Source organism: Paenibacillus campi, from assembly GCF_034659835.1.
Taxonomy (GTDB): domain Bacteria; phylum Bacillota; class Bacilli; order Paenibacillales; family Paenibacillaceae; genus Saccharibacillus; species Saccharibacillus campi.
The window spans coordinates 140,160-164,599 of record NZ_JAXSQZ010000004.1; the positions used below are offsets into that span (position 1 = coordinate 140,160).

Sequence of the window (24,440 nt, forward strand, 5' to 3'; positions counted from 1 at the left end):
CGGTTTGTTTAGAAAAATACGGTATGCGTGTGTGTTAGACGACAGGCGCTATATTCATCTATTGCGCTATGAAAGGTGGAGATACAGTTTGGATCATAACGATAAACCATCCGTACAGCCAACACCGAAAAAGCTCGGTTCTGCCAATCATCTGGATGATATTTTTAATGATTTTGTAGCCAATGGCGGCATGGAAAATGTAAAAGGAGCAGGCAAACCGCTCCATGTTCCAGATGGTGATGTGTTGAACAGTGTGCTGAAAACCGCCAACTATTTGCCACCTTGGTTGGAACTGCAAAAGCAGATTCGTGCGAATATGAAGCATCTGATCGAACAGCTGGATAATAATGCGGCTGATGTGAGCAAAGACGATTGGGCAGCCCAGTTTGATGAGCTGAATGAGCAGATTAAAAAGTACAATCGCAGCGTGCCCAGCCCATTGTTGCAAAAAGGGTTTGTGTCGGCAAATAATATTAGCAGCAAGTACGAGCAGTGGGAGTAGACGGGACAATGGGTACGCTGCGATTCAAGATGGATGCAGTCTGATGCAACACGACCATTTCGAAGTGCCAATTCGTCCCAACTAGTTTTAACCTACTTACGGCTCAAGCTCACCTGCATTAAGTTTGAAAATGAGCGATGTTCACTAGTACTGTAACAAACAACAGCATAAAACTACTATTTTGAAATCGGCATGCTCATCGATAATATAGTATAAAAAATCCCCTTATCGTATCCGGCAGTCAAGCGCTCATTAAGCGCTGCTTATCGTGTACGGTCAGGGGATTTGATTCATTTCCGTTATTTATTGCGAAGCGTTGCTAATTGCCGCGTACGCCCAGTGTTGCGGTGTTACATCTTTCCAGTTGCTTGCAGTGCTGGTGGATGCGGACGCAGCGTTCGTTTGGATTCGATTCAATACGGTAACGATCTCGGCACGGGTGACCGGCTCGTTCGGATAAAAGTTGCCGTCCGGGAAGCCTTTCATCAGTCCAGCGGCGATCACTTTGTTAATATCCGCAGCTGCCCAGTTATGTTGTACATCGGCAGTGGTAGTTGTGGCTGTGTCCATGCTGTCCAGTTCCTGCCAACGCGATAACAGGGAAGCAAGTTCAGCGCGAGTTAGCGCTTGTCCTGGCTGGAATGTGCCGTCCGGGTATCCTTGCATCCAGCCTTGTTGTCCGACCCATTCAATGCCGGAAGCTGCCCAGTACGAAGCAGGGATATCTTTGAAGTCGATGCCGGCTGTACGATTCTGGCTGCCGATCAATCGATCGAGCATCATGGCAAGCTCGGCACGGGTAACTTTTTGCTCAGGACGGAATGTGCCGTTTGGATAGCCTTGAATATAACCGTTGCCTGTAATGGTGGCGCTAGTGTTACTGCGTGATACGGTATCCTTTTTATTCGCTTTTGTAGCTGGAACGGTAGTTGTCGTTGGTGCTGCGGTGGAGTCGGTAATCGCTGCACTAGTCGTTCCGCCATTCGTTATTATGTCATCCAGTCGGGATGCGCCGGCACCATTGCTTCCGCTACCGCCGCTGATTAACACCGGAATGTTGGTCATTGGCTCAACAGGCAGCTCAGGCAGGAATGGGAATGTGATCGTAAGCGCTGGTGGCAGTGGCATATACGTGTCGATCGTCGGTGTAGTGGATAGGTTTGGATCGATTGCCGTATTTGCACTGTAATTGTGATCCAGTGCGGCAGGCTGCTCCAAATCTGTCGGTACGGTTGCTGTTGATTTTTCTGTGCTTGATTCTGGCTCTGTTTGGTCAACAATCGGTGCGGATGGCTGTTGCGACTCCGCTTGCAAGCTTGCTGGAATGACCTGAACCGTATACGTTTTGCTTTGACCGCTCGGTGCGGTAACTTGTAAGGCGAGCTCGGTCAACTCATCGGTTAATGGAGCGGTATAACGTAAGCTGTTGGTGCTATATACGACATCGGTTACGGTGATGCCGTTCACGGACAGTGTAGCATCCGGATCGTATACACTTGCTTGTACGGTAATCGCTTTGGCATCGGCGTTTAGACTCGCATGATAGGTCATCACATCACGTTTAAATCCCGGTTGTAGTGAGCTATTATCGATCGTCAGTGCAGTCAGCTCGGTGCTGCTTTCCGGTGCATGCGCATGGATGATAAATGTTTTTTCCAATGTGCCGCCTTGTGGGCCAGTGACACGGATTCGTACCGGATAGCTGGATACGCCACGTACGAGTGAAGCGGCGGTAACGAGGCGATTATTTTCGATCTCAAAATAGCTGTTGCCTTCGCTACCTTCACCGGAGACAAGGCTATAAATAAAACGATCATCCGGGTTAGCGCTTGTCGCCGTCAGTATACCGACGTTTGCGCCTGGCTTCATATCCCAAGTTAGCTCATCGCCGGACAATGCCAGCTCGGTCGGAATTTGTTCCGGCACGGTCTGATAATCGGCATGAATGGCGGCAAGTGCAGCATTCAGATTCGGATTCACACTGCTGTAAAATACAAGCTCGGTTGATGCGCCTGGTTTCAGCGTACCCGCATTAAAGGTCAGCGTCAGCCAATCATCGGCAAGCTTTGCATCGATCCGCTTCGCTCCATCCGTCTGGAAAGCTGGTGCGCTATACGGATCGCGGCTAAATCCAACCGATGCTTGCGCACGCGGATCACTAGCTACATACATAAACACATGATCGCTGGCACTACCCATTGCGATTGCAATCGCATCGGAATCTGCAGGTGGATTGGAAGGAACCCAGTTGATCGTGCTGTTATCATTATTCAGATCGGCATCCATATCGGGATCAAGGAAACGCATATAATGGACATCGTATACGGAATCGGTCACGCTTGGATTGGTGAGTGTGATCGTTGTTTTATAGAAGGAGTCGCCTGGTTTGAAGGAGATGATTTGATTGATGCCGAGGGCTTGGTCGCGTGTTTTGCCGACTGTGCGGGCGGCAAGCAGCGTATCGGTGGATATATCCTGTGTCGTGCCGGGAATATCGACACTGCCGTTTTGCTGTTCATTGATAAAGCTTCGGGGACTAATAGCTGACGGGCTATGTTTGTAGCCGACGATAAAGCCTTCAGAAGGACTGCCTGGCAAAATATAATCGCCACCGTTCATTTCTTGACCGTGATCGTACCCATCATGATCGGTGTTCAAGCCTATACTTTTACGCAATGCACCGGGATGAAAGCCACCCGGACTTGCGCTGGATGTACCGAGTGTACCGCTGTCTGCAATTCCTAGCTCCATATATTGTCCGCCAAGATACGTATCCTGACTTACCTGTTCATGGCGCCCAGCTACTGTTGCAGCATGAATCGGAGCAGACGGTAGCAATAACAGAATGGCGAGCCAGCCGCAGACGCCAGTTTTGACGGACAGCCGCCGATGCGAACGCAGCTTGCTTGTTTTCATATTAAATTGACCTCCTTTGATCTGGACAAGCTTTATGCCGATTGGCAAATTCTCTATATATAGTTATCGTAAATAAAAAGAAATTTTTAACATTTTTAAGGTGAAAAAATGTTAAAAAGTATAAAAAAATACGTTTGTTAACAAAAAATTAACAATTTAATGAGCCAGTAACAAATTAAAATGTATAGAAATCAGAATATACAAACTGAAACGTCTTAATTTATTAGATTAGGCTTAAAATACGTAAAAGTAGTGGTATTATAATAGATAATGATTGACAAAGAATTACTTCAAGTTATAAAATTAGATAACCTAATAAATAGTAATGCTAAGTAATTGTTGGCTTATACAAAAACGTGACTAAACTTCGGGGTGAGAAATGTGGAAGATGTAAAATTTGAAGGAATCTCGCCGACGGGCGAGGAGCTGCTGCGAGCGTTCCGTTTGTTCCGCAAAGCGGATTGGCGGCAAAAGCCTGTAGCTGGTTATAAGCCAAGCGAGATTATGGCGCTAATCTGTATCGGCAATCAGGAAGATTGCAAAAGTTGTGGCGTACAAGTTTCCGAGCTTAGCCGTATGCTTCGTGTAACGTCTCCCACTGTCACTCAATTGATCAAAGGTATGGAAAATGAAGGCTTGGTCGAGCGCAATATGGACCCGAGCGATCGCCGTGCTGTTCGTGTAACGTTAACGGATAAAGGTGAATCGATTATGGATCAGTCACTATCCGTGTTCAAAAGCTCCTTTGAGGGGCTGGTCGATTATTTGGGAGAAGAAGATAGCCGCAAGCTGGCACAGTTGCTTGGACGGGTATTTGAATATTTTGAAGAACGCGTGTTTGAACCGCTGGAGCCGACCCACAAAGGGGACTGTCAATATGATTAGGATGCTCCGTCAACTGCGGCCTTATTATGGGGTCGCAGTTTTTATTCTGTTGCTGACTTTTTTGCAAACGATGTCAGAGCTGTTTTTGCCGACATTGATGGCGGATATTGTGGACACAGGTATCGCTCATGGCAATACGCCATACATTTGGCGCATCGGTTCGTATATGCTGCTGTTTGCAGCGCTCGGTATGGTCTGTTCGATTGCAGCAAGCTATTTTTCCGCACGGGTGGCGCTTGGCTTTGGGCGCGATTTGCGTAGCCGTGTATTTGCGCATGTAGAGCATTTTTCGCTACAGGAATTTGATCGGATCGGCACAGCATCGCTCATTACACGCACGACGAATGATATTACACAGCTACAGCAGGTGCTGACGATGCTGCTGCGGATGATGCTGATGGCACCGCTGATGATGCTGGGTGGCATTATTATGGCGGTATCGAAGCAAGCGCAGCTATCGCTGATTTTTATTGTAGTCATTCCGGTGCTGGGGCTGACGATCTGGCTGATTGGACGGCAAGGGTTTCCACTTTTCAAAGTTCAGCAAACAAAGCTGGATCGGCTCAATCGAGTCATTCGCGAAAATTTGACCGGGATTCGGGTTATTCGTGCCTTTAATCGTGATCGGTATGAAAATGTACGGTTTGACGGAGCGAGCCGCGATTTGGCGGATACGGCGATTCGGGTCAATAAGCTGATGGCGCTGATGATGCCGATGATGATGTTAATTTTGGACGTATCGATCATTTGTATCGTTGGTTTTGGTAGCTTTCAGATTAGTTATGGGCATATGCAGGTGGGCGATTTGATGGCATTTGTGCAGTATGCGACCCAGATTTTGTTTTCTTTTCTCATGTTGTCGATGATCTTTATTATGATTCCACGCGCTTCCGCATCGGCGGCACGTGTGAACGAGGTGCTGGATATGCAGCCGGATATCGTTGATCCGGTGCTATCGCAATCTGCTGGGACAGCTGGTGTTGCTGTACATTTGGCAGGTGAAAATGTGCTGGACGGCAATACAGATCATCCGGCATATCGTGCAGCGCGTGATGTCGTGCTGGAATTTGATGAAGTGGAGTTTTATTATCCAGGGGCAGAGCAGCCTGCGTTGAAACGGATTTCGTTTCAGGCACGTCGTGGTGAGGTGACGGCGATGATTGGCGGCACCGGGTCGGGCAAGTCGACGCTCGTCAATCTGATTCCGCGTTTTTACGATGTGAGCGCTGGCGCAATTCGGATGAATGGGCATGATGTGCGTGAGCTGACACAGGAGCAACTGCGCGCACAAGTCGGCTATGTGCCACAACAAGCGTTGCTGTTTACCGGAACGGTGGCGGACAATATCCGTTATGGCAAAGCCGATGCGACACAGGAGCAGATTGTGCATGCAGCTCGGATCGCACAAGCGGATGAGTTTATTATGCGAATGCCGGATAGGTATGAATCGGAAATCGCGCAAGGCGGTGCCAACGTATCGGGCGGGCAAAAGCAGCGCTTGTCGATTGCGCGCGCACTTGTGCGTCAGCCGGAACTGTACATTTTTGATGATAGCTTTTCGGCGCTTGACTTTAAGACCGATGCACGGTTGCGGGCGGCGTTACAGCAGGAAACGGTTGATTCGACCGTGCTGATGGTTGCTCAGCGTGTGAGCACTGTGCGTGATGCCGATCAGATTATTGTGCTGGACGAAGGCGAGATCGCCGGCATCGGCACACACGATGAATTGATGCAAAGCTGTGATGTGTATCGTGAGATCGTATCGTCTCAGCTTTCGGAGGAGGAGAGCGCATGAGTGAGCATACGAATCGCAGACCCTCTGGACGTCCGCCTGGCGGTGGCCCGATGGGAGGCCCACCAGGTCTAACATTGCCTGGCGAAAAACCGAAAAATTTCAAAGTGACACTCGTTCGTTTATTGCGTTATTTGCGTCCGTATCGTATGCAATTAAGCGGCGTTGTCGTCGCTGCGCTGCTCAGTACGCTGTTTTCAATCATTGCACCGCGTGTGCTGGGGATGGCGACGGATGAGCTGTTTAACAGTGTGAGCGGCGGGCGCGCGATCCGTTTCGATTATATTTTTGAGCTGCTCGGTATATTGGGCGGGTTGTATGTGTTCAGTGCATTATTTTCGTACATTCAACAATATTGGATGGCAGCGGTGACGCAAAATACGGTCTATGAAATGCGCCGTGAGATTAAGCAAAAACTGACCCGGCTGCCGCTTAGCTATTATGATCGCCACAGTCATGGTGAGGTGCTAAGTCGGGTGACGAATGATGTGGACAATATTAGTACAACATTGCAGCAAAGTTTGACGCAGATGATTACGTCTGCGGTGACACTTGTTGGTGTAATTATTATGATGCTCACACTTAGCCCACTGTTGACGCTCATTACGGTGCTGACGATTCCGCTTAGTCTGATCGTAACGATCTTTGTGGCGCGCCGTTCACAAAAGCATTTTGCCGGACAACAGGCATCGCTCGGCAAATTGAACGGTCATGTGGAGGAAATGTATACCGGGCATCAGATCGTCAAAGCATTCGGGCGCGAGCAAGCGGCACTGCACACATTTGATGAATTGAATGAACAGCTGTACCATTCCGGCTGGCGTGCGCAATTCATTTCCGGTACGATTATGCCGCTCATGAACTTTGTGAGCAATATCGGTTATGTGCTCATCTGTGTAGTCGGCGGCATTATGGTCACACGCGGCAGTATCGGTATCGGCGGCATTCAGGCGTTTATCCAATATGCCCGTCAATTTTCACAGCCGATCACACAGCTTGCCAATATCTCGAATATTATTCAGTCAGCGATCGCATCGGCAGAGCGGGTATTTGAAGTGCTGGATGAGCAAGAGGAAGACCGACCTGCATGGAGTGGGACGAGCGCTACGGCACTAGGCGCGGTTGTGGCGCCAGGACAATCTGCTCTGACGCCTGCTGAAACGGCTGCTGGGCAGCAAGCGACTGTCGTATCTCAGCCCAATGCTGGTGGGGATGGTAGCGTTATTAGCACAGCGATGGGCACACAGCACGATACCGTTTCTACTGGGCAAGGCAGCGGGCAAAATGCGGCTTCAACTCCAATTCGGGTGCGTGGAGATGTATCATTTGAGCATGTGCAATTTGGTTACAAGCCAGAGCAATTGCTCATAAACGATATGAATATCGACGTGCATGCCGGACAGACGGTAGCGATCGTCGGGCCGACTGGGGCGGGCAAAACGACACTGATCAATTTGCTAATGCGCTTTTATGAGCTAAATGGAGGTACGATCCGCATCGATGGGCGCGATATTACCGAGCTGCCACGCGGTGAGCTGCGCAGTTTGTTCGGGATGGTGCTGCAAGATACATGGCTGTTTGGCGGTACGATTCGCGACAATATCGCCTATGGACGCGAAGGTGCGACTGAACAGCAGATTGTGCAAGCTGCTGAAGCGGCGCGGGCGGATCATTTTATCCGTACATTGCCGGACGGTTATGATACGGTGCTGAATGAAGAAGCGTCTAACATTTCGCAAGGGCAAAAGCAATTGCTGACGATCGCACGCGCTATTCTTGCCGATCCGTCGATTTTGATTTTGGACGAAGCGACGAGCAGTGTTGATACGCGTACCGAAGTGCTGATTCAGCAGGCGATGAATGAGCTGATGCGTGATCGCACGAGCTTTGTCATCGCGCACCGTTTATCGACGATCCGTGGCGCTGATCTGATCCTCGTGATGAATCATGGCGAAGTGATTGAGCAGGGGACACATGAACAGTTGCTGGAACGGAATGGATTTTATGCGGATTTGTATAACAGTCAATTTTCCGATGAGGCGGTAGGGTGAACAGCGTTCCGCTTGTATGTTATAAATATGCCAAACGACAGTAGTTTCTATCATGATACGAATATTACACAAAAAGAAGCTTTTCCCCTGCTGGAGAAAAAGCTTCTTTTTGTGTATCAGATCAACCCATTATTGGGTTATGTGTAATAAGGCATGTTACGTATAAACTTGTTCGGTCATGCCGTGATGCTTAGTGAATATTTTTCTTCTCAAAATTACCGCCGATCACTTCGCTTACATGTTCAACCGCGAGGAAAGCGGATGGGTCAATATCGTTGACGATCGTGCGCAGCTTGGCAAGTTCCAGACGGCTGACGACGCAATAGATCATTTGCGTATCTTCGCCGGAATAGCCGCCTTTGGCATACATAAAGGTAGTGCTGCGACCGAGACGATCCATAATCGCCTGCGAAATTTCATCATATTCCTGCGAGATAATCGTAACCGATTTGGATTCTTCCAAACCTTCGACGACGATATCCATTACTTTGGCAGCGATATAGTAGGTGAAGATCGAGAACATCGCTGAGTCCCAGCCGAATACGAATCCGGCAGCGGTAAAGATAAACACGTTAATAATCATAACGATCTGTCCGACCGGCATATGAAACTTTTTGGCAAGCAAAATGGCAACGATTTCTGTACCGTCCAGCGAGCCACCAAAACGGATGACCAAACCGATTCCGAAACCGAGAATGACACCGCCAAACATACTGGCGAGCATTTTGTCATCGGTCAGTGCGGGTACATGGTGCAAATAAGCGGTCATTGCCGACATGACGGTAATGCCGTATAAAGTTGAGACGGCAAATGTTTTCCCGATTTGTTTGTAGCCGATAATGAGGAACGGAACGTTGATCACAAAGATAAAGATACCGAGCTGAACGGAACTAAGCTGGGACAGGATGATCGAAATACCGGTGATCCCACCGTCGATTACGCTGTTGGGGATTAGAAAGATTTCCAGTGCGACCGCCATTAGGACGGCGCCTGTCGTGATGAAGACAAACTTCGCGAGCAATTGACTGAGGCTCATTTTTCGGTGTGTTCTTGGCATGCACAATCCTCTTTTCCAGAATAATTTGGGCAGGATTGTTGATTAATTCCATAAGCGCTGCATAAGCTCCGGCTCCCTGTTGCCGGACATGACATGGGTAAATGATCAATAGTCGTGCGACCCGATGACGGAAGGACAAGCAAACAGGAGTACGGACCGGTGTTGCGGAGAGATCACAGTCAGCAGACGTGCCTGATGACTAGTATGAACAGTGTCTCGTCACCTAATATGCTGAACCGGTAAGCGGCTGTATCGAACTATTCAACAAACGTTTATCTTAAATTAATAATGATAATCTACCTATCTAAATTATAACATAAAAAACATACGCAAACCCAAAAAAGCTTAAAATTGTTGCGATTTTTTGCAAAAAAGGCAAATTTCCCGAACAATTAACATTATATCGCAACAAGGCAACTTAAATATACGCCAATATCGTAAAATCATAAAAAAAATTTGATTTGTATCATTGCTTAACAGTTCATTTTAACAGGCAAATGGAGGGGAAATGATGTTTAAAACAGGCATGATCATCTATAACGGCAACGCCGGTTCAGTCGATACAGCGCAAATCGGTACAGTACTGGGCATATTATCGGCAGAGCTGCCCGAACTGATCGTTCGCCGGACGAGCGAGCCAGGCGAAGCGAAAAAAATCTGTCGTCAATATGGCGAACAGGTGGATGTGCTGTACATTTTGGGCGGTGATGGTACGGTGCATGAATGTATTAATGGACTTGCTGACTTGGAGCGTCCGCCGATGATCGGCGTGTTGCCTGGCGGCACATGCAATGACTTCTCACGCGCACTTGGCATGCCGCAACAGTTAGCGCGTGCTGCCGAGGTGCTCAACGAGCGGCGTACACGCATGCTTGATATCGGAACGGCAAACGGTCATTTTTTTACGAATTTCTATGGGATCGGTTTGATCTCGGAAACGTCGCAAAATATTAATGCCGACATTAAAGGGGCATTTGGCAAGCTCGGTTATTTTTTGAGCACATTGCAGACGGTGCGCACTGCGCAGCCGTTTACGTTTGAACTTGAGCATGATGAAGGGGTGCTGTCCGGTGAGGCGGTGATGATCTATGCGGCAAATGGACGTTTTCTCGGTACGAATCCGCTACCATTTCCCGATGAGTCGTTACAGGATGGACTGCTCGATGTGCTTGTTATTCGTGAGGCGGGTTTGCCGCTGCTGCGCGAGCTACTCAGTCGCAAATCACCGGAAAACTGGAAGCCGGAGGAGAACAGCACGATCGACTATATCCGTACGACACGGCTGGAACTGCGCACCGAGAAGCCGATGCCTGCCGATACGGATGGTGAAATTTATTTGCAGACACCGGCACAGCTTGGCGTATTGCCGAGCAAGCTGACGTTTCTAGTCGGAGACGGAAGCGGAGGGTGAGTGCACGCAGTGTACGTATGGAGCTAATGTTCGCCAGCGGATGATCTGGCAAATGGCTGCTGCGGGATTGGGTTATTCCTTTATCGAAAATGAGTACTATCGTGCGTATGGATTGAAATACCGTGTGGATTGAAATACGTAACAGAGGTATCCGAGGATCAGTGCCGAACGGTCGCTCTTAGGCTGTCTCAAATAAAAATTAAATTCGAACGTATCCGAGCGCATTGACGATCAAGCGATGATGAGATGTACACATAATAAATGTATCTAGAACAAGCTGCTCTCTGTGCGGGAGCGTGGATTGAAATGCTTTGATTGCTTTGCCACGGAGGTTGATTGTCGGGTCGCTCTGCTAATCGAAGTGCCTGGCAGTGTAGCCGATACGCTCAAGCGCTGGATTGCGCTTGTCAGGCGTATAAATTGAGCAAGCTGAATCGGACGCCGCTATTGCTGTTTCCAATAAATGACTGTGGAACATCGTTTCGGCTTCCCTCATAATAGAAGATGGACATGCATGGGCTGTGCCGAGCGGTAGAGCGGCTATTGCTAACCGTTTATTCGTATGTACATTGGTCACAGTCTGATTAAGCTTATACATTGGGGGAGTCAAACGATATGTCACAGATGAAATCCGTATATTTTAACCATGATGCCGGTGTTGATGATCTGGTATCTCTGTTTATGCTATTGCAAATGGACAATGTGCAGTTGACCGGTGTGTCGGTCATTCCGGCAGACGGTTATTTGGAGCCAGGCGCCGATGCGAGCCGCAAAATTATCGACCGTTTCGGTCATGGAAACGCAGCACCAGAAACGGCAAAATCCAATTCGCGCGGCAAAAATCCGTTCCCACCGGCATGGCGTATGCATACGTTTTATGTGGATGCGCTACCGATTTTGAATGAATCGGGCACGATGGAAGCGCCGCTGTCCGAACTGCCAGCGCATCGCCATATGATCCGCCAGCTGCTGGCAACCGAAGGCAAAACGACACTGCTATTCACCGGCCCACTAACCGATCTGGCGCGTGCGCTGGATGAAGCGCCAGAGATCGAAGCCAAGATCGAAAAGCTCGTCTGGATGGGCGGCGGCTTTGAGCGTGGTAATGTGGATGAGCCTGAGCATGATGGTAGCGCAGAATGGAATGTATTTTGGGACCCGGAAGCGGCGCATCGCGTCTGGCAAAGTGGGATCGAGATCGATCTGGTAGCGCTGGAAAGTACGATCAAAGTTCCGCTTGATCTGAACATTCGTAAACGCTGGGCGTCTGAACGCCGTTACGAAGGTGTCGATTTCCTCGGCAACTGTTACGCTTGCTGCCCACCGCTTGTGCATATGGAAAATAACTCCACTTATTATTTCTGGGACGTACTGACCACATTGTCGATCGGCAAACCGGAACTCGTTAGCCAAAAGACGATCAACTGCATCGTTATCCCTGACGGTAAGTCCCAGGGCAGAACGATCAAACAGGCAGACGGTCGTCCAGTCAACCTCGTCTACGATACCGATCCGCAAGCATTTGCCGATTATATGATCGAATTGGCGAAAAAGGCGGCACCGGCGCGATATTAAGCAAAAAATACAAACACCTTTATAGCAACTCATCCGCTTGCCGGATCGGGCTGCTTTGAAGGTGTTTTATCGTTATTTTGGATACAAAAATATAATTTTTTATAGAATAGTAAAATGCATATCCTATTATGGGGCAGGCGATGAAGTTGAAAAAAACAGATGGCATCGACAATCATAAAGATTTAGATAAGATCAAGTTAAGACCGTTGACGATACAGGATTTTGAGTTGGTATGGAATTGGAGCAGGGATACTATGTTTTGTTTGGCTAATGGATGGGCATTATACCAAAGTTCAGAACAACTATATAACTGGTGGTTACAATGTGTGTTTCAAGGAAGTGATGATTTTGTGAGATTAGGTATAGAGTGGAATGGGGACTTAATCGGTTATACCGATTTAGCTAATTTGAACAGCAACACGGCTGAACTAGGTATTGCGATTGGGGAAAGGAAGTTATGGGGCAATGGCATCGGTTATTGTGCTGCTCTATGTACAATACAGTATGGGGTGAGCAAATTAGGGGTCACTACTTTTTATGCAGAAACCGTGGAAACGAATATTCGCTCGCGGAAAATGCTTGAGAAAATAGGATTTAAAGAAGTAGGCAGATCAGATGAGGAAGCGAATATGCATGTAAATGAGCAACTCATCCGCTATCAACTGCATATGTAAAAGGCAAACCCTCCGATGAAAGGTCTGCCTTTTACATAACAATATAGGTACTTACATTCATGTTCTCTCGTCGATCCTCACTCAACAGCTACAGCTTAGTTACCCGATCCGCTCCTGCAATTGCAGTTGTGCCTGTTGCCGTAATGCCATCAATTGCTCGCGCACACGCACCACTTCGCCAACGATAATGAGCGCTGGATTGCGCAATTGCTCCTGTGCGGCGATTTCGGCAATGTCGATCAGTGTGCCGGTCAGTACGCGCTGGGCGGAGGTGGTACCATTTTCGATCAAGGCGACAGGGGTAGAGGCGGGACGACCATGCTGAATCAGTTGTCCGCAAATGGAACCGAGCTGGCTAACGCCCATATAGATCGCCAATGTATCGACACTGCCGGCAAGCAAATCCCAGCGAATCGGCGTCGTATTGTCGGCGGACTGACTGGCGGTAACGCAGGCGAATGAAGTCGCCACCCCGCGATGTGTAAGCGGGATATCCGCTCCGGCAGCAGCGCCGATAGAGGCGGTAACTCCAGGCACGATTTCATAACGAATGCCTTGTTGCTCCAAAAATAACGCTTCTTCACCGCCGCGTCCAAATACGAGTGGATCACCGCCTTTTAACCGGACGACATGCAGACCGAGCGCTGCCTGCTGCTGCAATGTACGATGGATCGCTTGCTGGCTCATATGATGCAAGCCGGGCGCTTTGCCGCAATAAATGCGGCGCGCATCCGTACGTGCTTCCAGCAGCAGTTCCTCACTCACAAGGCGATCATAGACGATCACGTCCGCCTGCTGAATGCGTTTGAGTGCTTTGACCGTGATTAGCTCCGGATCACCTGGGCCTGCTCCAACGATACTGACCATTCCTTGTATACGGCTCATCGGCATGTCCTCCTTTTGGCGTTGCTCGTATTGGTGTTTGCCTGTTAGTGCTGTACTGAATCGGATTGTACGGTTAGCTTGTTTTCATCATATGGTATGTTAAATGATTGATGTCCTAACACGGCATATTGCGTACACGCCTTAATAAACAACCTAAATGAGATGTTAAACCGTGCCATTTGATTAAGGCAGCCGATTACGCTACTACGGGATCGGACTAGTGGCATTAAGCAAGTTGCTGTGCGGACGGCAGCAGTACATAGACACTGCCGCTGTGCTCATCAACTTCAACCGTAAATGTCGTCACACAGCCATCGTCCGGCTCATGTACTTTGCCGCTGCGCAAATCGATTTTCCAGTCATGCAGCGGGCAATGGATCGTTGAGCCGCATACCATGCCTTCGGACAGCTTGCCGCCTTTGTGTGGGCAGCTATTTTCCACCGCCTGGATCGAGCCGTCACTAAGCCGGAAAAGGGCGATTTCCAGCTCACCGAGCGTAAAGCGACGTGCTCCTTTGACATCAATATCTGAAATATGTGCGACCTGATAACGGTTCATATGCTGTCCCTCCTTCGTTATTTTGCGGATGGCGATGTGCCTGCCAGTGCTGCCGATTCATTCAAATCGGTAAAGTTTTTGCGCAGCTCATCATTTTGAATAATATTTTGCCACGGATCGCTCGTATAGCTGAGCGTTTCTTGCAAACGAGATACGAGTGCCTGGCGGGTATCGCCATCGGCGAGCACTTCTTTGACATGTTCCAGACCGACGCGCTCGATCCATGCTGCTGTCCGTTCATTCCAGCGTGCTTGCTCACGATAATATTGCAGGAATGCGGATGTCCATTCCATGACTTCGTCCTCGGTTTTGACGGTGCAGAGCAGTTCACCTGCACGAATTTTTACGCCACCGTTACCGCCTACATACAGCTCCCACGCGCCATCCAGCGCTACGACGCCGACATCTTTAATGCCTGCTTCGGCGCAGTTACGCGGGCAACCGGATACGGCAAGTTTCACTTTTGCCGGTGCATCCATCCGTTCGAATGCTTTTTCAAGCTGGATACCCATGCCCATCGCATCTTTGGTACCAAAGCGACAGAATGTATCACCGACGCATGTTTTGACGGTACGCAATGTTTTGCCGTACGCATGACCAGATGGCATGTCCAGTTCTTCCCAGATGTGCGGCAGGTCTTCCTTGCGCACGCCGAGCAAATCGAGCCGTTGTCCGCCGGTAAATTTGACGAGTGGTACATTGTATTTTTCCGCCACATCAGCGATTTTTTTCAGATCGGTAGGGGAGGTAACACCGCCGTAAATGCGCGGAACGACCGAGTAAGTGCCATCCTTTTGAATGTTGGCGTGATAGCGCTCGTTGGTGAAGCGCGATTCTTTCTCGTCCTCGTATTCACCTGGCCACAGCATGCCCAGATAGTAGTTCAGTGCCGGGCGGCATTTGGAGCAGCCTTCCGGTTCGGACCAGCCGAGTACGTTCATCGTTTCTTTGACCGTTTTGAGTCCCATGCGTTTGATTTCGGAAACGATCTCATCGCGATCCAATGAAGTACAGCCACAGATGCCTTCTTTGACCGCTACACCTGCATTGTCGCCGGCATACAATTGCAGCAAACCTTCAACGACAGGGGCACAGCCGCCGCAAGAGGCGGATGCTTTGGTGCATGCTTTGAGCGACTTCATCGTATTGCAGCCTTTGCCGATTACGGCTTCACCGATCGCCGCTTTGCTTACTCCGTTACAACCACATACGATCTCGTCATCTGCCATCGCTTCCAGACGTTGTAAAGGTGAGACCGCTGCACCGCCAGCAGGTTGCCCGGTGAGCAGTTCTTTTTCGCGTCCTTTTACCGATTCACCGCTTTTAATTAACGAAAAGAGTGGGGCGCCATCGCTCGTATCACCGAACAGCACCGCACCGATCAGGCGACCGTCGCGAATGACGAGCTTTTTATAAATGCCATCGATATCATCTTGCATCCGCAATGCGCGTGTATCAGCGGCATCATGAAACTCGCCCGCCGAGAACACATCGACACCGGACACTTTTAGTTTGGTAGAAGTGACAGAGCCTTCATATGGAACGGTATCGATACCGGCAAGGCGTTTGGCAAGCACTGTACCTTGTTCGTACAGTGGAGCTACTAGCCCGTAGCCGATCCCGCGGTGCTCGGCACATTCGCCAACAGCGGAAATGCCAGGCATATTCGTACGCATATAATCGTCAACGACGATCCCACGATTGACCCGTACACCTGAGGCTGTCGCTAGCTCCACATTCGGACGAATGCCGACTGCCATTACGACCAGATCGGCATCGATCGCTGTTCCATCGGTAAACCGTACGCCGGTAACGCGGCGTTTGCCAGTCAGTTCCACCGTACGTTTGCCGAGCAGAAACTGCATCCCTTGCGCTTCCAACTCCTGTTGCAGCATCAGTCCAGCCGGACGATCCAACTGCCGATCCATCAGATGTTCATTAATGTGAATGACCGTAACATCCATGCCGAGATTGAGCAATCCACGCGCCGCTTCCAGTCCGAGCAAGCCGCCACCGATGACGGCAGCCCGCTTGTATTGTCCAGCCGCCGCCATCATCGTTTCGCAATCTTTAATATCACGGAAGCCGATGACGCCGTCTTTATCCGAGCCTGCAACCGGCAGGATAAAGGCGCTAGAGCCGGTAGCGAGAATCAGCTCATCATAGGAAACCTGCTTGCCGGAGGCAGAGCGCACGAGCTTTTGTTGCGGATCGATTGCGGTTACCGGGTCACCTGTATGCAGCTCGATCTGATTTTCCCGGTACCAATCCAGATCGTTAATAATAATATCGTTCATTCCGGCACCACCAGCGAGTACGGACGACAACAGAATGCGGTTATAGTTCGGATGCGGCTCCGCTCCAAAAATCGTAATCTCATACGTTTGCGGTGCAAGCTTGAGCAAATGCTCCAGCATCCATACCCCCGCCATTCCGTTACCTACCAGCACTAGCTTTTTTTTGTTGTTCATCTGTATCTCTCCCTCCACGTAATAAGCATCCTATCCGGCATTTGCATCTCCCTATTGTGCAATGGGCTAAATCCACTGTATTATCGATAAAAAAAGCCTGTCCCGCGTTTGCCGCAGACAGGCGTGAACATACGTACACACTGCGTTGGCAAGCTCGGGACAGGCTTCATTGCCGTCCGGTTTGGATACACCATTGTATCCTTGTCGATGAGTTGAATATGGGCTTAACTATAAAAGAAGTTGATTTACATGTCAATATAAATAACATAAAAATTTTATTTGAAATTGTAAGTTAATTATGTTTACATGAAACACATTAAGGCGGAAAAGCTTATGAACGGCGCTAGATCAAGTTTTTTCGCCTTTTATTTTAATAATAAGGAAAAAAATAACGTTTAACATTTGCCAATACAGTTTGAATAAGCACAATCTATCTAGTACATCATCGAAATTTATGTTAGATTATATATCATGAATATCGAATTCATTAATCAAGCGACTGAACATAATAAGGGCTGCATAAAGCTGTATGGGCAGGGGCGACAGGGGGGAGCATCTGTATAATGCGTTCGTTACTCATTATCCGAATGGAAAAGAACATCTGCGATCCGGATCAGATTGCGTCAGGCATTGTATATCCTGAGCTGCTGCTGGGCAACAACGGTTATCAGGTGCTGACCGCCGATGGAGATGACAGCTCCACTGCCGTGCTCAAAATGCTAGGGGAAGCCGATGCGGTCATACTCGACCTGCCGCTGGAAGAAATTCCTGATTGGGAAAAGCTGCTGTCCCAGTCGAGGCCGATTCCGATGTTATGGTGGTGTAGCTCGGATACGGCGTCAGAATCGGCTGAGGCATGCGAGACGGAGATTGCGATCGATGGCATTATCACGCCGTCGATGCGTGATCGGGAGCTGCATTGGGCACTTCATTTTGCCGCTCGTCAATGTATGGAGCGGCAGCAATGGATTAGTGAGCGCAAACAGCTGCAATCCAGGCTGGAGGAGCGCAAATGGATCGATATGGCAAAAGGTATTTTGGCGGATATGAAACAAATTTCCGAAGCGGAAGCTTATGATCTGTTGCGTAAAAAGGCGATGAACGAACGCAAACGGATGGTGGATGTGGCGACCGCTATCGTCAAGGCGCATCAGTTGCTGCAATCGTAGAGCAGGGAGGAATCAGACATGGACATGACCGAAATACTGAAGGAAGTCGGGCGCGGTAAGCGTGGCTCACGCGATCTGACCTATGAAGAATCGCTTCATGTAGCGAGCATGATCATGAATCGCGAAGCGGCAGATGTGCAAATTGGTGCTTTTTTTATGGCGGAACGAATGAAAATGGAAAATGTGGACGAGATGCAAGCTTTTGTGGATGTGTGCCGTCAGAAGGCGCTGCGCTCCTCGTTTAAAAACGGTGGCATCGATTGTGCAGGTCCATATGACGGTAGACTTAAATCGTTTATCGCTGGTTTTGCCACTTCATTCGTCTTGGCGGCGGCAGGCGTTCCAGTGACGCTGCATGGCAGTGAGCCATTGCCGCCCAAATGGGGCGTAACGTTGCCGGTGCTGCTGCGGCAGATGGGCGTGGATACGACGAATTTGACGCGTCAGCAGGCGCTGCACGCCGGAGCGGAGACAGGGTTATTGTTTGTCGCTGCCGAGCAGTGGTGTCCGCCGCTGGGCGAGCTACGGGAACTGCGCGAGCAGATTGGGGTACGTACCGTACTTAATACCGCCGAGAAGCTGATGAATTACAGCTATTCACCGTATCTCGTATATGGTGTGTTCCATAATACATTTTTTGAGCGCATGTCGCGGTTGTTATTGCGGCTTGATTATAAGCGCGCCTTTATCGTACAAGGAGCGGAAGGCTCGGAAGATTTGTTTATCGATCGCCCGACACGTACGTATACGGTGGAAAATGGGGAAGCTCGATTGGAAATTATCGACCCGGAAGCATATTTTCTTGATATGTCGGTGCCGGAGCTGAATTGGACGGCAAAATTACAAATTGAGATTACTGAACAAGTGCTGGCAGGGCAGGCGGACAAAGCGTTTATGAATCAGGTGCTGCTGAACAGTGCGTATCGGCTGTATTTGGCAGGGCGCTCCGGCTCGATTGAGGAGGGCGTGTACGATGCCAAAGCATTGCTGGACAGCGGTATTGCCTATCGTTTATATGTCAAATGGGGCAGCCTGATGCGCGGCGAGCAGCCGAATGTATTGCCGACAGGAAGTGTGCGCTAAATTAGCACATTAAAATTAACATCATGTTACCGCTTACTTACTATTGATACTGCTTATGTATACCAAAAAAGGGATGCCTTCGAATGTTACGAAGGCATCCCTTTTTGACTTGCTTAGATGGCGTACTGCGGTATATACCGGCCGTATAACCCGGACGATATGTGCGCACATACCGTTCAGATTAAGGTACATATCGCTGTCCGCTTACTTGATTGATCGATTTGCTCATTGCTGTATCGTTTGCTTTACCGAAGCTTCCATAATGTTAGCATAGTTTGGATAGCTAGTCGGTACGTCTGGCCATACTTGCTTGGACAGTTCAGCGGCAGGCTGACGGTTCAGCAGCAGATTGAAAGCTGTAATCGCATCCGAACGCGTAATCGGCTCGTTTGGATGGAACAGACCGTTTATATCACCGCTTAGCATATGGTGATTCACCGCTTTGGCAATGGCATCGGCTGCCCAATGCTTGTTCACATCTTTAAATGTGATCGGCGCATTGTCATCCATGTTCCATTGACTAATATTGGCGAGCACTTGTGCAAATTCGGCTCTTGTAACAGCGCGGGCAGGTTCAAACTTCTTCCCTGGATACCCTTTGAGCCATCCTTGCTCGGTCGACGTGTGAATCGATTTGTTCGCCCACTTCGTCGACGCAATATCTTTAAACGCGATGTCGGCTTGTGTTGGTGCATTTTGCTCCAGTACACGTGCCAGAATGGCAGCCAGCTCGGCACGGCTCAATCCGCGTTCAGGATAGAACTTGCCATCCGGATAACCGCGCATATACGGCTCGCGCACGATCGAAGCTGCATTTGGCTTCAAGCCAAAGTTGTAGTTTACAATTTCGGTACCGACGTGAATCAAACCATTTTGGATATAGCTGTCGGCGCCATGTTTCTCGTCACGCATATCTTGACGGCTATCATACGGTGCATAACCATCGTGCTGCGCTAAAATATAATAATCTCCATTACCAAATACCATCCAGCCATATTCACCGTTGTCTGTACTCCACTGTGGTACATGGTTCTGGTTCGGCATAAATTGCGGCAGCTCCGGCAAATCGACAAGCGTATTCGGAATTCTGCCCTGAGCACGGTTTAATGCCGTATCCGCCCAGTAAATTTGCAATTTGACACCGCTGATCGGTTGACCGGTCTTCAGATCGGTAATCGTTCCGTATGGGTCAACCAGATCGTATTTCATCGTTGCCCCGCCTTGACTGTTCACGCTCAGCTGTGCTCTTGTACCGGCGAGCTTTTGCCCGTTAGGTGCGGCAATTTGCATCACCATGCTATAGGAGCCAGCAGGTAAAGCAGCAGGAACAATAAAGCTGCCATCTGGATTTACGGAAAGGTTGGCGTTGACGACTTTGCCAGTAGCATCGATCAACTGACCATTTACTTTCAGATCAGTACCGACATATTGAATGAGGTTCGCTTTCGCTTCCGTTTTGCCAGTAGCAGGGTCAATGATTTGTGGTGCGATCTTTATCGACGTAGCTACAGGCGTAACCGCACCGCCACCGCCGCCACTTGCTTTCGACGTGGTGAAGGAAATCGTGTTCCCGTAAAATACGCCTTGTGCATTCACCACATAAGCGCGAGCATAATACGTTGTACTGCTGTTCAAACCTGTCAATGGCTGGCTGAAATTACCTGTACCTGTGCCATTCGTGTCGACAAGTTTGGTGTCTTGCCCGATTACAGGCTGACTGTTTGTCGAATAAACAAAACCGCGTTCTGTAATCGGTATGCCTCCATCACTTACCGCTGTGCCTGTCAATGTGCCACCGCTCGTACCGATATTGCTAGCTTGAGCTGTAGTGGCAACAGGTGCTGCCAGTGTGGTGAAAGAGACGGTGTTGCCATAAAATACCCCTTGCGATGTTTTCACATAGGCGCGAGCATAATACTTCGTATTGCTAGTCAAACCGGTCACCGGTTGATTGAAATTGCCTGTGCCTGTACCAGTTGTGTCCACGAGTTTATTGTCTTGGCCATACACAGGCTGGCTGTTTGTAGCGTAGACAAAGCCTCGTTCTGTAATCGGTGTGCCTCCATCCGCGACCGCTACGCCTGCAAATGTGCCGCCGCTCATGCTTACATTGTTCACTTGAGCTGTAGTGGCAACAGGTGTAGAGAGCGTTTTGAAGGAGACGGTATTGCCGTACGTAATGCCCTGTGAAGTAACAATATACGAACGGGCATAATACGTTGTATTACTGGTCAAACCGGTCACTGGCTGGTTGAAATTACCTGTGCCCGTACCATTCGTGTCGATCAGTTTGGTGTCTTGCCCGATCGTAGGCTGACCGTTGGTGGAGTAGACAAAGCCTCGCTCCGTAATCGGTGTGCCGCCATCATCTAGCGCTACGCCTGCAAGTGTGCCGCCGCTCGTGCTTACATTGCTAGCTTGAGCTGTGTTGGCAACAGGCGCCCATAGCGTTTTGAAGGAAACCGGGCTTCCGTAAAATACCCCTTGCGATGTTTTCACATAGGCGCGGGAATAATACGTTGTATTACTATTCAAATTCGTCACCGGGGTACTAAACGTGCCTGTACCGCTACCAAGTGTTGCCACCATTTGGGTACCTTGTCCAATCGTAGGCAGAGCGTTAGTGGAATATACAAAGCCTCGTTCCATAACCGCCGTGCCGCCACTTTCGACGACTTCACCTGCGAGTGTGCCACCGCTTGGACTGACATTGCTAGTTTGTGCCGTGTTCGCCACAGGCGTTTTGAGCAGTGTGAACGTATTGTTTTGCAACAATGTGTTCTTTTCGGTTTCGACAGTCGTTCCATTAGTAGATAATGCTTTGAATACAACGTTTTGTGCGCCGGACGGGACGGTTGCCGGAAGTGTATACGGCTTGCTCCATTGTTTGTACCCGTCTTGCAAATAAGTCGTCGGATTCGCCAACGTCAGTTCCACATCTTGTCCATACACATTGGCAACGACACGATCATCCTGGATCGAGCTAATCGCTTTCAGTGTCAGCGTATCGCCGGGGGACTTGAACAATGTTCCGTTGTTCGGAACCGGATCAAGTGAGCCGTCCAGATCGACACTTGCAGTCACTTTAAACGTTGTCGTTGTTGTTTTGGTGCCATCGCTTACGGTTAAAGTGATCGTTGAGTTGCCGGTAGCCGCGCTGGTCGGTGTGACCGTAACTGTGCGGGATGCGCCCGATCCGCTAATTACGATGCCGCTAAGTGGAACAAATTGCGTATCGCTGGAAGAAACGGTAACAGTTAGTGCGCTTGCAGCCGTCTCAAAATCATCGACTGTAAATGGCAACGCCTGTGTGCTTTGGTTAACGAACAATGACTGATCAGCGATCGCCGTAATCGTCGGCGCTTGATTCACTGGAATAACGTTCAAATAGACGGTTTTGAATGTGGTTAATGCGCCGCCTTCACCGGTATTACCTTCGTCATTCACGGTGAAATTGAGCTTGTCGATCCCGTTAAAATTATGATTCGGGATATACTGGAGCGGTATAAGCGCTTCATTGATCTGAGTCATATCTCCGCGTAGCGTAATGCTGGCTTGATTGTTGCCGCCTTGCACGATCGTTACGCCTGAGCTGCTCGTATTCAAATTCACTACACCATTATACGTGTCCAGTGTCACCGTCATCTTGGCATTCGGTGTTTCGACAAAATCGACATCCTGCACATACGAGCGGTTCAGATCGGTGCTGCTGTTCGTATTTTGCATCATCGTTGAAGTTGGAGGGACAGTCGGATCATTAACCCATTGTGCGCCTACGATCGTCGCTGAGTTAAAATGTCCGCTCGTATCACCGAGCACTGTGCCTTGACCTTCAATCGCTGGCAAATAAGTGAACAGATTCGCTTCTTTGCCTGAAAGTAATGATGGGTATGAATCTCTAATCTGTTGAGCGGTACGCACTACGTTCCACATCCGTATGTCGCGCAATTGACCCTGGAAATAAGCATCCTGCACCCAGTTACTGCGGCCAACGAAGTTTTTCGTACGCGTAATTTGCTCGGTAATTCCGATATTGCCTGACGCTTGCACTATGCCGTTCCAATAAATAGACGCATTGCCTTGATTATCAATGGTAATGGCAACATGCACCCATGTGTTCGTAGGAAACACATTGCTGGTAGTGATTGCCGTGCCAGTTGAACCACGATAGCTCATCAACTGCATTTTACCGGTATTGTTCTCGTAACCGAGGTAAACGTTAGAACTAGCCTGGCCGTTACCAAAGTCAAAAATCCGGTTCCATGTCGAAGTTGGGTTTGTGCTTTTTACCCACGTCTCAAACGTAAAGTTTTGCGGCAAATTAACTGTAGGCATGTTCACATACTTGGTCGAACCATCAAATGTCAACGTTTTCGGTGTAATCGGGAAGATTACATCTGGTGGGGTGTTGACCGGTGTAACTACAATGGAGGCTGTTTGTGTGTCCGCACTGTAATTCGTGTCGGCTCCATTAGTGGATACGTCCAGTATTGTACGCGCGGATTGATTTGCACCCGGATCATTGACACCATCCCATGCCCGATAGGTGATCGTCGCAGTTCCATTCCAGTTTACCGCTGGACGGAAACGAATCTTTTCACCTGTATGGATCATTGTGGCATAGGTATCGCTTGTTGCACTGATGCCTCCTGGGTTAATATTCCACCATGTACCACCTGCACTATATTGTACTTCCCAAGTACCCAATCCCGTTGTTCCCACAACTGCGATATCAGGCTGACCATTGCTACGCTTTACGGTAATGCTGTTACCGACAAGAGTGGAAACGAGTGTGCCGTTATCGCCTGCCGTTAAAGTTTCTTTGATCGTTGGGAATACGGGTTTAAATTTAGAATCAATCTCTGGTGAGTATGTTTGTGTAACTACAGTAGATGCAATGCTAACGGACTGAGACGTGCTAGTTGTTGCACTTTGTGGTGGGGCACTGTTTGACGTATTGTTAGTTGGATTACTTGCAAATGCAGTCGTAATGCCTGTGCTGCTAATGGCGACTGCCAGACAAGTAACCAAGCTAACATGACGTAGCAGAAGTGTTGGTAATTTCATATGAAACCTCACTGTCGTTCTTATTTTTGAGTTACCAGCTTTAACGCACTGGTCGTTCCACTCGTGTTGTCAGACAGTTTGTATAGGTATACAACTGCACTGACGTTCTGTTCGTTCGGAAACGATCAGTGCTACTTGCTCCTTTCGCTATTATTTTTTAGTGCCACCATAGATATATATCGGTCTTTTTACCTAAATATTAAGGCTATTAGTTAAATTTTAGATGGAGATTACAGCTTATTTTGCGTAAATGCACAAAACAAACCGTTCAGAACTATATTTATATTAACAAAAATGTAAATATTATTTTTTATAATAAAAATTATGTAAATATATAATTTTT

General features: G+C 48.9%; 15 protein-coding genes. 9 read left to right on the forward strand and 6 right to left on the reverse strand.

The genetic code is table 11. The features are described from left to right. Nucleotides 1-88: 88 nt before the first annotated feature. Nucleotides 89-502, forward strand: coding sequence for a DnaJ family domain-containing protein (locus U1I11_RS11690; RefSeq protein WP_322906310.1), 414 nt, complete (start codon nt 89-91; stop codon nt 500-502). A gap of 303 nt (nt 503-805) precedes the next feature. Here the strand turns inward: U1I11_RS11690 and U1I11_RS11695 are convergent, their stop codons facing one another. Continuing rightward, nucleotides 806-3,418, reverse strand: a complete 2,613-nt coding sequence (locus U1I11_RS11695) for an S-layer homology domain-containing protein (RefSeq protein ID WP_322906311.1) — start codon at nt 3,416-3,418, stop codon at nt 806-808. Nucleotides 3,419-3,799: 381 nt separating this feature from the next. Here U1I11_RS11695 and U1I11_RS11700 point away from each other — a divergent pair, with 381 nt between their 5' ends. From U1I11_RS11700 to U1I11_RS11710, 3 genes are read left to right on the forward strand one after another with little or no spacing between them, the layout of a single operon-like run. Then, nucleotides 3,800-4,303, forward strand: a complete 504-nt coding sequence (locus U1I11_RS11700; RefSeq protein WP_322906312.1) for a MarR family winged helix-turn-helix transcriptional regulator — start codon at nt 3,800-3,802, stop codon at nt 4,301-4,303. After that, entirely contained in the window at nt 4,296-6,098 is a 1,803-nt protein-coding gene (locus tag U1I11_RS11705) for an ABC transporter ATP-binding protein (protein WP_322906313.1), read from the forward strand. The genes U1I11_RS11700 and U1I11_RS11705 overlap by 8 nt, the downstream gene beginning before the upstream one ends. Beyond that, nucleotides 6,095-8,146 (forward strand): ABC transporter ATP-binding protein, encoded by a 2,052-nt coding sequence (locus tag U1I11_RS11710; protein ID WP_322906314.1) that lies wholly within the window; start codon nt 6,095-6,097, stop codon nt 8,144-8,146. The genes U1I11_RS11705 and U1I11_RS11710 overlap by 4 nt, the downstream gene beginning before the upstream one ends. Nucleotides 8,147-8,336: 190 nt before the next feature. On the opposite strand, the gene U1I11_RS11715 is transcribed toward U1I11_RS11710, so the two are convergent. Then, nucleotides 8,337-9,203, reverse strand: a complete 867-nt coding sequence (locus U1I11_RS11715; RefSeq protein ID WP_322906315.1) for a YitT family protein — start codon at nt 9,201-9,203, stop codon at nt 8,337-8,339. 508 nt (nt 9,204-9,711) lie between these two features. Between U1I11_RS11715 and U1I11_RS11720 the strand changes: the two genes are divergently transcribed. From U1I11_RS11720 to U1I11_RS11730, 3 genes are all read left to right on the forward strand, one after another. Next, entirely contained in the window at nt 9,712-10,614 is a 903-nt protein-coding gene (locus U1I11_RS11720; protein WP_322906316.1) for a diacylglycerol/lipid kinase family protein, read from the forward strand. Between the two features lie 615 nt (nt 10,615-11,229). Then, the gene (locus U1I11_RS11725) at nt 11,230-12,189 is read left to right on the forward strand and encodes a nucleoside hydrolase (RefSeq protein WP_322906317.1); all 960 of its coding nucleotides are present in this window, start codon (nt 11,230-11,232) and stop codon (nt 12,187-12,189) included. Between the two features lie 140 nt (nt 12,190-12,329). Beyond that, entirely contained in the window at nt 12,330-12,863 is a 534-nt protein-coding gene (locus tag U1I11_RS11730; RefSeq protein ID WP_322906318.1) for a GNAT family N-acetyltransferase, read from the forward strand. Between the two features lie 99 nt (nt 12,864-12,962). Here the strand turns inward: U1I11_RS11730 and cobA are convergent, their stop codons facing one another. From cobA to nirB, 3 genes are all read right to left on the reverse strand, one after another. Beyond that, the gene (cobA, locus tag U1I11_RS11735) at nt 12,963-13,748 is read right to left on the reverse strand and encodes a uroporphyrinogen-III C-methyltransferase (protein WP_322906319.1); all 786 of its coding nucleotides are present in this window, start codon (nt 13,746-13,748) and stop codon (nt 12,963-12,965) included. Nucleotides 13,749-13,974: 226 nt separating this feature from the next. Next, nucleotides 13,975-14,307 (reverse strand): nitrite reductase small subunit NirD, encoded by a 333-nt coding sequence (gene nirD / locus U1I11_RS11740; RefSeq protein ID WP_322906320.1) that lies wholly within the window; start codon nt 14,305-14,307, stop codon nt 13,975-13,977. Nucleotides 14,308-14,324: 17 nt separating this feature from the next. After that, nucleotides 14,325-16,778: a nitrite reductase large subunit NirB gene (nirB, locus tag U1I11_RS11745; RefSeq protein WP_322906321.1), complete on the reverse strand. Its 2,454-nt coding sequence runs from the start codon at nt 16,776-16,778 to the stop codon at nt 14,325-14,327. Nucleotides 16,779-17,341: 563 nt separating this feature from the next. Between nirB and U1I11_RS11750 the strand changes: the two genes are divergently transcribed. Beyond that, nucleotides 17,342-17,947, forward strand: coding sequence for an ANTAR domain-containing response regulator (locus tag U1I11_RS11750; protein ID WP_322906322.1), 606 nt, complete (start codon nt 17,342-17,344; stop codon nt 17,945-17,947). Nucleotides 17,948-17,965: 18 nt separating this feature from the next. Continuing rightward, nucleotides 17,966-19,030 (forward strand): anthranilate phosphoribosyltransferase, encoded by a 1,065-nt coding sequence (locus U1I11_RS11755; protein WP_322906323.1) that lies wholly within the window; start codon nt 17,966-17,968, stop codon nt 19,028-19,030. A 225-nt stretch (nt 19,031-19,255) separates the two neighbouring features. On the opposite strand, the gene U1I11_RS11760 is transcribed toward U1I11_RS11755, so the two are convergent. Further along, nucleotides 19,256-24,097, reverse strand: coding sequence for a LamG-like jellyroll fold domain-containing protein (locus U1I11_RS11760; protein WP_322906324.1), 4,842 nt, complete (start codon nt 24,095-24,097; stop codon nt 19,256-19,258). Nucleotides 24,098-24,440 lie beyond the last annotated feature (343 nt).